Origin of the sequence: Streptococcus oralis, from assembly GCF_019929345.1 — a bacterium.
Classification (GTDB): domain Bacteria; phylum Bacillota; class Bacilli; order Lactobacillales; family Streptococcaceae; genus Streptococcus.
The window spans coordinates 37,315-50,403 of sequence record NZ_JAHZPJ010000011.1 but is presented as its reverse complement, the minus strand read 5'-3'; the positions used below and the strand labels follow the sequence as shown (position 1 = coordinate 50,403).

The 13,089-nt window shown below is 41.2% G+C and carries 9 protein-coding genes and 2 pseudogenes; 3 read left to right on the top strand and 8 right to left on the bottom strand.

Going from position 1 to position 13,089, the window contains the following annotated elements; genetic code table 11:
* Nucleotides 1-92: 92 nt before the first annotated feature.
* The 6 genes and pseudogenes from K1I97_RS10225 to K1I97_RS07700 all read right to left on the bottom strand — a co-directional run bounded on the left by K1I97_RS10225 (nt 93) and on the right by K1I97_RS07700 (nt 6,476).
* Nucleotides 93-987, bottom strand: a pseudogene (locus tag K1I97_RS10225) (IS30 family transposase).
* Nucleotides 988-1,205: 218 nt separating this feature from the next.
* The gene (locus K1I97_RS07720; RefSeq protein WP_223332043.1) at nt 1,206-2,117 is read right to left on the bottom strand and encodes a PTS system mannose/fructose/sorbose family transporter subunit IID; all 912 of its coding nucleotides are present in this window, start codon (nt 2,115-2,117) and stop codon (nt 1,206-1,208) included.
* A gap of 14 nt (nt 2,118-2,131) precedes the next feature.
* Complete coding sequence (locus K1I97_RS07715; protein WP_084932891.1) at nt 2,132-2,944, bottom strand: PTS mannose/fructose/sorbose transporter subunit IIC; 813 nt, start codon at nt 2,942-2,944, stop codon at nt 2,132-2,134.
* Nucleotides 2,945-3,019: 75 nt separating this feature from the next.
* A complete protein-coding gene (locus tag K1I97_RS07710; protein WP_223332044.1) occupies nt 3,020-4,009 on the bottom strand; it encodes a PTS sugar transporter subunit IIB in 990 nt (329 codons plus the stop codon).
* 298 nt (nt 4,010-4,307) lie between these two features.
* The gene (adhP, locus tag K1I97_RS07705) at nt 4,308-5,327 is read right to left on the bottom strand and encodes an alcohol dehydrogenase AdhP (RefSeq protein WP_223332045.1); all 1,020 of its coding nucleotides are present in this window, start codon (nt 5,325-5,327) and stop codon (nt 4,308-4,310) included.
* Between the two features lie 336 nt (nt 5,328-5,663).
* A complete protein-coding gene (locus tag K1I97_RS07700) occupies nt 5,664-6,476 on the bottom strand; it encodes a Cof-type HAD-IIB family hydrolase (protein ID WP_223332046.1) in 813 nt (270 codons plus the stop codon).
* 188 nt (nt 6,477-6,664) lie between these two features.
* Between K1I97_RS07700 and K1I97_RS07695 the strand changes: the two genes are divergently transcribed.
* The 3 genes and pseudogenes from K1I97_RS07695 to K1I97_RS07685 form a co-directional block, all read left to right on the top strand.
* Entirely contained in the window at nt 6,665-8,083 is a 1,419-nt protein-coding gene (locus K1I97_RS07695) for an NCS2 family permease (protein ID WP_223332047.1), read from the top strand.
* A 53-nt stretch (nt 8,084-8,136) separates the two neighbouring features.
* Entirely contained in the window at nt 8,137-8,844 is a 708-nt protein-coding gene (locus K1I97_RS07690; RefSeq protein ID WP_223332048.1) for a CPBP family intramembrane glutamic endopeptidase, read from the top strand.
* Between the two features lie 274 nt (nt 8,845-9,118).
* Nucleotides 9,119-9,676: pseudogene (locus K1I97_RS07685) on the top strand (transposase); the annotation flags it as partial.
* A 64-nt stretch (nt 9,677-9,740) separates the two neighbouring features.
* On the opposite strand, the gene bglA reads toward K1I97_RS07685, so the two are convergent.
* Both bglA and K1I97_RS07675 read right to left on the bottom strand, forming a co-directional pair.
* The gene (gene bglA, locus K1I97_RS07680; protein ID WP_223332049.1) at nt 9,741-11,120 is read right to left on the bottom strand and encodes a 6-phospho-beta-glucosidase; all 1,380 of its coding nucleotides are present in this window, start codon (nt 11,118-11,120) and stop codon (nt 9,741-9,743) included.
* 98 nt (nt 11,121-11,218) lie between these two features.
* Complete coding sequence (locus K1I97_RS07675; RefSeq protein WP_223332050.1) at nt 11,219-13,072, bottom strand: proline--tRNA ligase; 1,854 nt, start codon at nt 13,070-13,072, stop codon at nt 11,219-11,221.
* Nucleotides 13,073-13,089 lie beyond the last annotated feature (17 nt).

Sequence of the window (13,089 nt, the reverse complement as noted above, 5' to 3'; positions counted from 1 at the left end):
AACTTAGGACAAGTAAATACTATAGGCTCTATAATTCTGTAATGGGTAAAACACCGTAGGAATTATGGAGTCTATTTTGTCGTCTTGCATTGTCAAATTAAGTGCACATTTTCTTCATAGAAAACTTCATAAGGAGTTTTCCAGTTGAGACACTTTCGTGGTCTATTATGAAGTTTGTTCTCCCACAGCTGAATGGTGTGCTCGTTAATGAATGCTAAATCGCTCCCTTTGGGAAAATATTCTCTTAGTTATCCATTGGTATTCTCATTTGTTCCTCGCTGCTAAGACGTATGAGAGTCTGGAAAATAGACCTCTACCTTTAACTTGTTAGTCAAGTCTTGATGGTTCGTGAATTCTTTTCCTCTACTTGACCGCTACCTTCTGGATTGTTAGAAAACGAGAATAACAATTCGTTAGAGTAACTAAACAAGCCTTTCCAGTTTTCCCTACAACCGTGTCTGCTTCCCAATCACCAATCCTAGCTCACTTGTTTGCTTCTTCGGGTCTTTCAGGTATGGTATAAGAAATAGAAATTTTTCCTCTGTTTTCAACATGACCTTTCGTATGACGTGTTTTCCCACGATGGCGGAGCTTGCGAATGACACCACGGGCACCATGAGATAGTGAGTTAGCATCAAAATACCCTCTGTAAATGGCTCTATAGATTATTTGATAACTCATAACAGCTTTTCTATATTACCGACCTTCTATTTCTTCAGGGGACCATTGGCAATCGAGAAAAAGGTGCTTGACAGTATTGCTTAAATGATAATCTATTTTCCACCCACAGTGTGATTTAGCTTTGCGGTAAGATTCCTGTGCATGACTCGGAGAATAGTTTCCTTCTCTTAGATGTCATTTCCACTCGTGACTAATACTAGACGGATGACGATAAAGCAACTTAACAATTTGAGAAAAGTTTAGGCCTTGCATACGGTAAATCAGAATACTTTTGCTCTCATCTATACCAAAATGATGGTAGCTCATCAGATTTCCTTTCGTAACTAGTTCGTTCAATTCTATTTTACTAGAAAATCTTATGAGTTTTTATTGTGCACTTATATTGTATATTCAAGATCAAAAAAAGAGAGAACTATAATTGTTCTCTCTATGCAGAAATTTTCTGCTTCTATTATTGTTTACTAAGAGAAAGTCCGCCAAAAAGCAGAACAGATACTCCTCTTTTGAATGAAAATCAAACCAAATCACATGATACCGAAGAAACGAGCTGCGATACCTACTGCAAAGAGAGCAAGGATGATTGTGATTGGTGATACTTTTTTCTTAAGCAACCACATGCAAAGGAAAGTAAGGAGAAGTCCCATCAACCCTGGGATCAATGAGTTCAACTGACCTTGAAGAGTTTGTGGTTGAACGCTGTCCAAACTCAAACCTCCGAGTGCTTGACCAAGGATTCCTTTCAATTCTGAACCTGTTACAGCACCTTCTGGGAAGTTGATGTAAGCCCCTTCTGCCAATTGTTTACCTGGAAGGTTAACAGTAAAGTTGATAGATACCCAACGTTGTACAAGAACGGCAAGGATGAACATACCAAGGATAGATGCTCCTTTAGTGATGTCTTTCAAGATACCACCAGACATGTCTTTAGTGATTTCAGATCCAGCTTTGTAACCGAACTCTTGTGTATACCATAGGAAGGCCATACGGATAGCATTCCATCCAAAGAAGAAGAGAAGTGGGCCAACAATGTTACCAGATGCAGCAAGTGATGCACCAAGGGCTCCAAGGATAGGACGAACTGTAAACCAGAATACTGGGTCACCGATACCAGCAAGAGGTCCCATCATACCGATCTTAACCCCTTGGATAGCAGCATCATCGATTTCAACACCGTTAGCGCGCTCTTCTTCAAGTGCAAGAGTAACCCCCATGATTGGAGCAGCTACGTATGGGTGAGTGTTGAAGAACTCAAGGTGACGCTCAAGAGCAGCCGCTTGGTCTTCTTTTTTAGTGTACAATTTTTTGATAGCTGGGATCAATGAGTAAGCCCAACCCAAGTTTTGCATACGTTCGTAGTTCCAAGAACCTTGAAGGAATTGTGAACGCCACCAAACTTTTTGACGATCTGATTTTGATAATTGAATTTTTTCAGCCATGATTGTTCCCCTTTCTAGTAGTCTTCTAGGATATCACCGATTGGGTCGTTAGAAGTCGCAGCTCCGCCGCCACCGTTTCCACCTTGTTTTGTAAGGTTAAGGTAGATGAAGGCAAGGGCAACCCCGATGACACCAAGGGCAATCAAAGTCAATTGAGAGATCGCTGCAAGAGCGAAACCGATAGCGAAGAATGGCCATACTTCACGAGTCGCCATCATGTTGATAACCATAGCGTAACCAACGGCAACGACCATAGCACCACCGACAGCCATACCACCATTCAACCATTCTGGCATTAGGCCAAGAGCGTCTTGAACAGCAGAAGCAGGGATAGCGATAAGGAAGGCTGCAGGGATAGCGATACGAAGACCTTGAAGAACAAGGGCAAAGTAGTGAGCGCGTTCAACAGCCGCAATGTTTCCTTCTTTTGCAGCTGCGTCAGCTGAGTGAACCAAGGCAACTGAGATTGTACGAACAATCATTGTCAAGAAAAGTCCAGCTACGGCAAGAGGGATAGCTGTGGCTGTTGCGACGGCGATACCTTCAGTAGTAAAGTTACCACCTTTAATCAAGATGATAGCTGCGGCAACAGATGCAAGAGCAGCGTCAGGAGCTACGGCAGCTCCGATGTTTGCCCAACCAAGGGCGATCATTTGAAGAGATCCACCAAGCATAACACCTGCTTCGAGGTTACCAGTTGCAAGTCCGATAAGGGTACATGCGACGATTGGTTGGTGGAATTGGAATTGGTCGAGGATACCTTCAAGACCTGCAAGGAAGGCAACAACTACAACCAAGATAGCAGAAATGATTGAAATATCTGACATGGTTTTATTCCTTTTCTATTTAGTTTTAATAAAGTATTTAATCCTGTTTTCAAAAATGATAGAAACAGATTAAAATTATTGAACGTTTGCTTTGTTAATCAAGTCAAACAAATCTTTTTTCGTGTCGTTTGGTACTTTACGTACATCAAATTCAACACCGAGTTCACGCATTTTTTCAAATGTTGCAACATCGTCTTTGTCCATAGACAAAACGTTGTTAATCATTGTTTTACCTGTTGAGTGAGCCATAGAACCAACGTTAAGAGTCTTGATTGGCACGCCACCTTCGATAGCACGAAGTGCATCTTGTGGAGTTTCAAACAAGATAAGGGCATGAGTTTCGCCGAAACGTGGATCTTTTGCAACGTCAATCAATTTTTGGATTGGAACAACGTTGGCTTTTACTCCGTTAGGAGCTGCTTGTTTGATCAATTCTTTACGCAAATCGTCGTTTGCAACGTTGTCTGAAGCAACGATGATACGATCTGCTTTTGAATCTGGAGTCCAAGCAGTGGCAACCTGACCGTGAAGGAGACGAGTGTCTAGACGAGCAAGATTGATTTTCAATTTACCGTCACCGATAACTGTTCCTTCTGGAATAGCAGCTTGGGCAACTGGAGCAGCTGCAGCAGTTGCAACTTCCTCAACTGGGTTAAGCTCTTCTGGAAGAGCCTTGATGCCATCTTTGGCTTCTTTAATGATATTCGCAGCGACTTTATCCACACCTGCATTCGCGTCCATAAGGCGCTCTGTGTAGGCTTGGATCAACATCGGCAAGTTAAGTCCTGTGATGATGGCAAACTTACGTTCTGGATTTTCTCCCATCACGCGGCTAGCTTGGTTGAATGGAGATCCACTCCAAAGGTCAGCCAATACTAGAACCTCATCTTCTGCGTCAAATGCAGCCACAGCGTTGTTGAATTTAGCGTAAAGGTCATCTGGACCTTCATTTGGCATAAAGGTTACAACTTGAACCTTTTCTTGTTCACCAAAGATCATAGATCCTGATTGATGAATACCCGCAGCAAATTCGCCGTGGCTCGCAATAATGATTCCGATACTCATTATTGTCATTCCTCCTTATAAAATGTTTGACTGTGTGTTTAAGAAAACTTTAAGCCTAACTTTAAGTATAAACCGTTTTCATATAAAAATCAACCATTTCTTATAAATATGTGACTATTCTTAATGAAAACTCGTTTACAAAATGTTAATATACAAAGTTTTTTTAAGTATGTATTCATAAAAAGAACTAAAATTTAATATAAAAATAATGAAAACGAGCTATTTTTTGAAAATGAATTGAAAACAAAACGAAAGACTGCAAGTGATCAATCTTTCGTTTCCCAATTCTATCATTAACTTAGTGTGTGAATTCCAGTACCATACGTCCTTGGATTTGACCTTTTTCCATTTCATCGAAAACAGCTACAGCATCTTCTACTGGACGTTTTTGAACTACAGGCACTACCAGACCTTCTGCTCCAAATTGGAAGGCTTCTTCCAGGTCCTTACGAGTTCCAACAAGGGAACCAATCACTTGAATTCCATCTAGAACTGTTTTTACGATGCTGAGTTCCATCATTTCAGAAGGAAGACCAACAGCTACTACGCGACCACCAGCACGAACGGAATCAACGGCTTGGTTAAAGGCAACTTTAGACACAGCAGTTACGACAGCTGAGTGAGCTCCCCCATTTGTTTTTTCTTTGATAAGTCCTGGAACGTCTTCAACTTCCAGTCCATTGATAACGATGTCGGCACCAACTTCTTTAGCAAGAGCCAGTTTATCATTGTTGATATCAACCGCGATAACATGAGCGTTGAATACTTTTTTGGCGTATTGAACAGCTAGGTTACCTAGACCACCAGCACCATAGAGAACTACCCATTGTCCTGGCTCAACCTTTGCTTCTTTAATAGCTTTATAGGTTGTTACACCAGCACATGTAATTGAAGAAGCTTGAGCTGGATCAAGTCCATCCGGAACTTTAACAGCATAATCCGCTGTTACGATACATTGTTCTGCCATACCACCATCTACTGAGTAGCCAGCATTTTTTACTGTACGGCAGAGAGTTTCGCGACCAGTTGTACAGTATTCGCAAGTGCCACAGCCTTCAAAGAACCAAGCAATGCTGACACGGTCACCAACTTTAAGGCTTTGGACATCTGGAGCAACTTCCTTGACGATGCCGATACCTTCATGTCCTAGAACACGACCAGGCACTTGACCGAAGTCCCCATGAGCAACGTGAAGATCCGTGTGACAAACCCCACAATATTCCACTTCAACAAGCGCTTCCCCAGTTTTTAGTGGGCGGAGTACTTTTTCCTCAATGACAACACCAGTGCTTTCTGGATTTACAACAACAGCTTTCATAGCTATCCTCCTTGATATTTTCTGAGAACAGAGATAAATAGACTGGATTGATTTTTGCGTCAAATAGAGTCAAATTGCTGAGCTCTCTTCTTTTTATATGTGTATTATATCACAAATGAAAGCCTTTTCCAAGGATTTGAATGTGAATTCTCAAACAATCGATTAACCGGTTGACTAGGCTGTGAAAAAAACACAAATACTCTTGGTAGAAAATCTTCATAATTATAAAAACGCCTAATATTAAGCATTTAAAGAGCTAGATATTAAGCGTTTTGTCTTAAAAAAATTTACTGGATTGTCTTCTCAAATTGAATCTTCCTCAACTCCCAACATGTATCACAAAAATAAAGCTCGGAGAGTTTTTGCAACTCCATCTTGGTCATTTGTCAATGAAATTTGTTCATCTGCATAGGGCAAAAGATTAGGATTGGCATTTTTCATGGCATATCCCTTGCCTGCAAAAGCCAGCATTTCCCGATCGTTATGCTCATCTCCAAAGGCAATTAAGTCTTTTTTATCGCGATTCATAACATTGAGCAAATACTCTAAAGCAAATGCTTTGTTGACTCCTTTTGGTGTACATTCGAGAATGTTGAGAGGGCCTCCCCATGTATTAATAGCCAGTTGGTGTTGATAAAACCTATTCATCTCATCAGCTAGCGCGTATTTATCGTCGACTCTTGTTTGCAAGAGGATACAGTTAGGATCCTTGGTTACTCGTTCAGGCTTGAATTGATTTTCTGGCTGGAAATTCTCTACACCAAATAGTTTAGGATCCGCAATTTCTTCATTCGGAGTCGTGATATAGAATTTTTTACGGTATTCTCCTGCAATAAAGTCGGCTTGGATATCTTCTTTACGTTTAACTATATCCAAGAGGTATTTTTTATCCAAAGTCAAGCACTTTTCATGCTCCCAAGTCTGACCTGGTAGATGGGTGAGGGAGCCGTTAAAGTTAATCATGGGGGCATGTAACTCTAGTTCACGGTAGAAGTCTTTTGCCATACGATAAGGACGTCCTGTCGTAATAATGACATGGTGTCCTTTTTCTGAAATTTTTTTGATCGTCTCTTTGGTGAAATCGGAGAGTTTGCTTTCACTATTTAGCAGGGTTCCGTCCAAATCAACTGCGATAATTTTTTTAGTCATATAAACCTTCCTAGTCGTTTCCAGATAAGATGTCTTCTATTATATCAAAAAGAAGGAAGAAAAGCAGATAAGAACAAAAAATATAGTTGCTTTGATTTGTTAAATAATTCAAACAAATATATTGAAAAGGTGAATAATAAGTGGTATAATAAAAATATTGTTCGTAAAAAAACAAAAGGAGATTAAAGATGGACAAACTATTTAAACTAAAAGAGCACGGGACAGATGTCCGTACAGAGGTGCTTGCTGGTTTAACAACATTCTTTGCAATGAGTTATATTCTCTTTGTAAACCCTCAAATGCTTTCCCAAACGGGTATGCCTGTTCAAGGTGTTTTTCTTGCAACAATTATCGGTTCTGTAGTTGGTACTTTGATGATGGCTTTCTATGCTAATTTGCCATACGCACAAGCACCAGGTATGGGACTCAATGCCTTCTTCACATTTACAGTTGTATTTGGGATGGGCTATACTTGGAAAGAAGCTCTTGGTATGGTCTTCATTTGTGGAATTATTTCACTGATTATCACTTTGACAAATGTTCGTAAAATGATCATCGAATCTATTCCTACAACACTTCGTTCAGCTATTTCCGCTGGTATTGGTGTTTTCCTTGCCTATGTTGGGATTAAGAATGCTGGTCTCTTAAAATTCTCAATCGATCCAGGTACTTATACGGTAGCAGGTGAAGGAGCAGACAAGTCTCAAGCTGCACTTACTGCAAACTCAGCAGCTGTTCCAGGATTGGTAGACTTCAATACTCCAGCAGTATTGGTGGCTCTTGCTGGTCTTGCCATTACGATCTTCTTTGTTGTTAAAGGCATCAAAGGTGGAATTATTCTTTCTATTTTAACAACGACTGTGCTTGCCATTGCTGTTGGTGTTGTGAATTTGTCAGGGATTGACTTCGCTAGCAACAATCTTTCATCAGCGGTTAATGATCTAGGAACTTTGTTTGGTGCTGCTCTTGGTTCAGAAGGTTTAGGATCTTTGATTTCAAACACTTCACGTTTACCAGAAACCTTGATGGCTATTCTTGCCTTCTCACTAACGGATATTTTTGACACAATTGGTACTCTTATCGGTACTGGTGAAAAAGTTGGTATCGTTGCGACAAGTGGGGAAAACCATGAGTCCGCTAAATTGGACAAGGCTCTTTACTCTGACTTGGTAGCGACTTCAGTAGGTGCCATTGCAGGTACTTCAAACGTTACGACTTATGTTGAGTCTGCGGCGGGTATCGGCGCTGGTGGACGTACTGGTTTGACAGCCCTAGTAGTTGCGATCTGTTTTGCTCTCTCTAGCTTCTTTAGCCCACTTCTAGCGATTGTTCCGACAGCTGCAACAGCACCAATTTTGATCATCGTAGGAATCATGATGCTTTCTAACTTGAAAAACATTCCTTGGGATGATATGGCTGAAGCGGTTCCTGCCTTCTTCACATCTATCTTTATGGGATTCAGCTACTCTATCACACAAGGGATTGCTGTTGGTTTCTTGACTTATACCTTGACAAAAGTTGTCAAAGGTCAAGCCAAGGATGTGCACATGATGATTTGGATTTTGGATGCCTTGTTTATCCTTAACTATATCAGTATGGCGCTATAAATGGTATAATATAAAAAGGGGAGCTTCCCTTTTTTATTATAAGGAGGTATATTATGAAAGAAAAAACTATCTGGCAAGAAGTTTTAAACAGAGGTATATGGGTCCTCATCCTATTAGCGGCTTTTGTTCTATCACAAATTCCCATAGGGCTAGCTGCTTGGCTGGCAGTTAAGGAATTTCCACTTTTACAGTCAGGGCTCTTCGTTGCCGCCCTATCTATTGTCGTTTTGATTGTATTCATTATTGGTGCACGAAAAACAAAACTTGCTACTTTTAATCTATCCTTTTTCAAAGCAAAAGACTTGGCTCGCCTGGTGTTGAGTTATCTAGTAATTTTTGCTACCAACTTGTTTGGTTCATCTTTGCTTCGCATGATGAATGAGACGACAACCAGAAATCAATCAGCCATTAATGGTTTTGTTCAAAATAGTTCCTTGATTTCAACTTTTTTCTTGCTAGTCTTGATTGCTCCTATTTGTGAGGAAATCTTGTGTCGTGGGATTATTCCTAAAAAAATCTTCCGGGGACGGGAAAAATTAGGCTTTATTGTAGGAGCAATTGTCTTTGCCTTGCTCCACACTCCGACCAATCTGCCTTCTCTCCTTATCTACGGAGGAATGTCTACAGTTTTAACTTGGACAGCCTATAGAACAGAGCGCTTAGAGATGTCAATCTTACTTCATATGATTGTCAATGGCATCGTTTTTAGCTTATTAGCCCTACTGGTTTTGATTAGTAGAAATTTAGGTCTATCTTTCTAAACACAAAATTCCAGATTTCTAGTTAATCTTTTGGCTCTATAATTTCTGTAGTGGGTAAAAGCACTGTAGGAATTATGGAGCCTCTTTTATTGTGCACTTATATTGTATATTCAAGGTAGAAAAAAGTCCCATAAGTTCTTTAATGAAAAGTGACTAATCCCTCATTAGAAAGAATCCTATGGAACAACCCAATTTTATCACAAACTTACTGGGAATAAAAGACAAGAACATCATCATCTTGGGTGTTCTAGATGCTGGAACATCTAAAGAAATCATCTCTAAGAAACTCTTTCCTTTTGCAAAAATCGTTCTCGATTGCTTTCACATTGTACAACATCTCAACTAGGCTATGAACCGCCTGCGCATCCAAATCATAAATCAATTGGATAGAAAATCTCATGAATATACGGATAACAAACGCTACTGAGAGCACATCCGTAAACTCATCATAAACGATTTTATTGTCCAACTTTTCACATACACTTAGCTAACAAAAGAATTCTTGAAAATATTCTCTCTTACTAGCAAAAACTCCGAAAGCACTATGAACTTTTTCATTTTCAAGAAAAACAGGCTGACCAATTCTTGAGTCTCATTGAAGAAACAATTTCTTGTATAAATCCTATTTTCCAAACCCTTTTTAAGACTTTTTAAAGATAAGGGCAAAATGGAACTGCCCTACTCAAACGAAAAACTAGACGCTACCAACAACTTCATCAAAGTCATCAAGAGAAATGCTTTTCGCTTACGAAACTTTGAAAACTTTAAAACTAGAATCCTCATCGCTTTGAATATAAAAAAGGAGAGGATCAATTTAGCCCTCTCCAGATTGCAACTTTTCGTCAACCCACTACAGTTGACAAAGCCCCTTAAGATAATCAGTCAGAATTTCTTTTTTAAAATCCATTATGGTCGCTGAGTTCTTTGAACCAGTGACCTGATTTCTTCAGACGACGTTCTTGCGTTTCCAAGTCAAGCTCTACCAAACCATAGCGATTTTTATAGCTGTTGAGCCATGACCAGCAATCGATAAAGGTCCAAATCAAGTAACCCTTACAGTTGGCCCCGTCTTCAATGGCTCGGTGGAGTTCACGCAGATGCCCTTTGACAAAGTCGATACGATAGTCGTCCTGAATCATGCCATTCTCACGGAACTTGTCTTCACCTTCAACACCCATGCCATTCTCTGTCAACATCCACTCGATATTGCCATAGTTTTCCTTGATATTTTGAGCAATATCATAAATCCCTTGCTCGTAGATTTCCCAACCGCGGTGGGGATTAATCTTACGGCCCGGCATGATATAAGGCTCGTAGAAATGCTCTGGCAAGAGCGGACTGTCAGGATGCTTGGCAAAACGCGGTGCCATGACACGCAAAGGCTGGTAGTAGTTGACTCCTAAAAAGTCAACGGTATTCTCACGAATGAGTTCCAACTCTTCTGCTGTAGAATCTGGCAGCAAATCATGCTCAGCTAAAATCTCCACTAACTCTTCTGGATAAGCTCCTAAAACAGACGGATCTAGGAAAGATTGAGCTTGAAAGAGGTCGGCAATACGAGCAGCCTTGACATCTGCGGGATGTTGGCTACGTGGATAAGCTGGCGTCAAGTTAAGAACAATCCCAATCTTGGAATCAGGCAAGAGTTCATGACAGGCCTTGACCGCAAGACTGCTAGCCAGTTGCGTATGATAGGCAACCTTAACCGCCGCTTTGGCATCTACCTTATGAGGATAGTGGGCATCATAGAAATAGCCAAACTCTACGGGGACAATGGGCTCGTTAAAGGTAATCCATTGATCCACCAAGTCACCGTAAGTTTCAAAACAAAAACGAGCATAGTCTTCATAAGCTGAGACAGTTGCCTTATTTTCCCAGCCATCGCCGTCTTCTTGGAGGGCAAATGGCAGGTCGAAGTGATAGAGATTGACTAAGAGACGAATCCCCTTGGCCTTAATAGCTTCAAAAACCTGACGGTAGAAAGCCACCCCTTGCGGATTGACCTCTCCACGACCTTGCGGGAAAATACGAGACCACTGGATAGAAGTTCGAAAGGCTGTATGGCCAGTCTCTAACAAAAGCTCAATATCCTTCTCCCAGTTTTCGTAAAAAGTCGATGTTTTGTCAGGTCCAATCCCATTGTAGTAGCGATTAGGTTCCACCTGATACCAATAATCCCAGAGATTATCTCCTTTACCATCACCAAGCACTCGTCCTTCTGTCTGTGGTCCAGAAGTGGAGGAACCCCAGACAAAATCCTTTGGAAATTTTAGCATACCTTTACCTCTTCATTTACTCATTTTCCCCATTATATAGAAAAAACAAGGTAAAAACTAGTTACATTTTTGCCTTGTTTTTCTTCTGATTATAGTTTTTATTTCTTGCCTAGGATTTCAAGGGTTTCGAGCAAGTTGTCTGCGTGAACTTCGATGGTGTCACCAGTCGCCTTGATCTTAACTTCTACGATGCCATCGGCTGCCTTCTTCCCAACAGTGATACGGATTGGTAGACCAATCAAGTCGCTATCGCTAAATTTAACTCCGACACGTTCGTTACGGTCGTCTGTCAAGACTTCGTAACCAGCTCCCATCAAGCTAGACTCAAGTTTTTCTGTCAAGGCTTGCGCTTCTTCATCTTTGACATTGACAGTGATCAAGTGCACATCAAATGGTGCTAATTCTTTAGGGAAGTTAACTCCCCAAGCGTAACGGTATTCACCTTTTGGCGTTTTGTTGACAAAGAGGCGAGCGTGTTGCTCCATAACTGCTGAAAGAAGACGGCTAACACCGATACCGTAACATCCCATGATGATTGGCACAGCACGACCATTTTCATCCAAAACATCTGCACCCATGCTTGCTGAGTAGCGAGTTCCGAGTTTAAAGATGTGACCAATTTCGATACCACGCGCGAAGTTAAGAACACCTTGTCCGTCTGGTGAAATTTCACCCTCACGAACTTCGCGGATATCCACGTATTCTGCAGTGAAATCACGACCTGGGTTCACACCCGTCAAGTGGTAACCATCTTCGTTAGCACCCACAACAGCATTGCGAACATCTTGCACCTTACGGTCAGCAATGATTTTCACATTTTCTGGCAAACCAACTGGACCAAGTGAACCAAAACCTGCCTGAACAACACTTGCTACTTCTTCCTCGCTAGCAACGTCAAAGAAATCTGCACCCAAGTGGTTTTTCAACTTGACTTCGTTAAGTTGGTCATTTCCAACTAGAAGGGCTGCAACAAGCTCTCCATCTGCCATGTAGAAGAGGGTTTTGATCGTTTGCTCTTCTGGCACGTTAAGGAAGGCTGCGACTTCATCGATGGATTTAACACCTGGAGTTTCGACGCGAGTCACTTCTTCTTCCGCAACGACACGGTTGCTTGGTTTGTACTCGTTTGTTGCCATTTCTAAGTTAGCTGCATAGCTAGACTCACTTGAGTAGGCAATGGTGTCTTCACCAGAAACCATCCATTTGAGCAATTCTGCCTTGATTTCTTCTTGCACTTCTGCAGGAATTTCATCAAATGAGGCAACTGACTTGTCCAAAACAACCCAGCGGTCGAGGTCTGTACGGGCTGGTGTAATCGCCATAAATTCTTGGCTATCCTTACCACCCATGGCTCCACCGTCACCGATGATGGCCTTGAAATCCAAGCCACTACGAGTGAAAATTCGTTCATAGGCCGCTTTGTACTCGTCATAAGTCACATTCAAACTATCGTAATTAGCATGGAAACTATAGCCATCTTTCATGATAAATTCACGCGTACGGAGAAGTCCGTTACGTGGGCGTTTTTCATCACGGTACTTGGGCTGGATTTGGTAAAGGTTGAGTGGCAATTGCTTGTAAGACTTGACAGAGTCACGAACAATAGCTGTAAAAGTTTCTTCGTGTGTTGGACCTAGGATAAAGTCTGATTTTTCACGGTTTTTCAGTTTATAAAGGTCTTCACCATAGGTTTCATAACGACCTGATTCGCGCCAAAGATCTGCACTAAGAAGGGCAGGAGCCAACATTTCCACCGCACCAATCTTGTCAAACTCTTGGCGCATGATGTTCTTAGCCTTTTCAATCACACGGTTAGCAAGTGGAAGGTAAGAATAAACTCCTGCAGAAACTTGACGAACATAACCAGCACGCAACATAAGGGCGTGGCTGATAACTTGAGCATCGCTTGGCATTTCGCGAAGCGTAGGGATTAGCATTTTACTTTGTTTCATAATTACTCCTTTAATGT

Coding starts and splice junctions, on each gene's coding strand:
- K1I97_RS07720 (WP_223332043.1), bottom strand. CDS start 2,117: ATGGCTGAAAAAATTCAATTATCAAAATCAGATCGTCAAAAAGTTTGG.
- K1I97_RS07715 (WP_084932891.1), bottom strand. CDS start 2,944: ATGTCAGATATTTCAATCATTTCTGCTATCTTGGTTGTAGTTGTTGCC.
- K1I97_RS07710 (WP_223332044.1), bottom strand. CDS start 4,009: ATGAGTATCGGAATCATTATTGCGAGCCACGGCGAATTTGCTGCGGGT.
- adhP (WP_223332045.1), bottom strand. CDS start 5,327: ATGAAAGCTGTTGTTGTAAATCCAGAAAGCACTGGTGTTGTCATTGAG.
- K1I97_RS07700 (WP_223332046.1), bottom strand. CDS start 6,476: ATGACTAAAAAAATTATCGCAGTTGATTTGGACGGAACCCTGCTAAAT.
- K1I97_RS07695 (WP_223332047.1), top strand. CDS start 6,665: ATGGACAAACTATTTAAACTAAAAGAGCACGGGACAGATGTCCGTACA.
- K1I97_RS07690 (WP_223332048.1), top strand. CDS start 8,137: ATGAAAGAAAAAACTATCTGGCAAGAAGTTTTAAACAGAGGTATATGG.
- bglA (WP_223332049.1), bottom strand. CDS start 11,120: ATGCTAAAATTTCCAAAGGATTTTGTCTGGGGTTCCTCCACTTCTGGA.
- K1I97_RS07675 (WP_223332050.1), bottom strand. CDS start 13,072: ATGAAACAAAGTAAAATGCTAATCCCTACGCTTCGCGAAATGCCAAGC.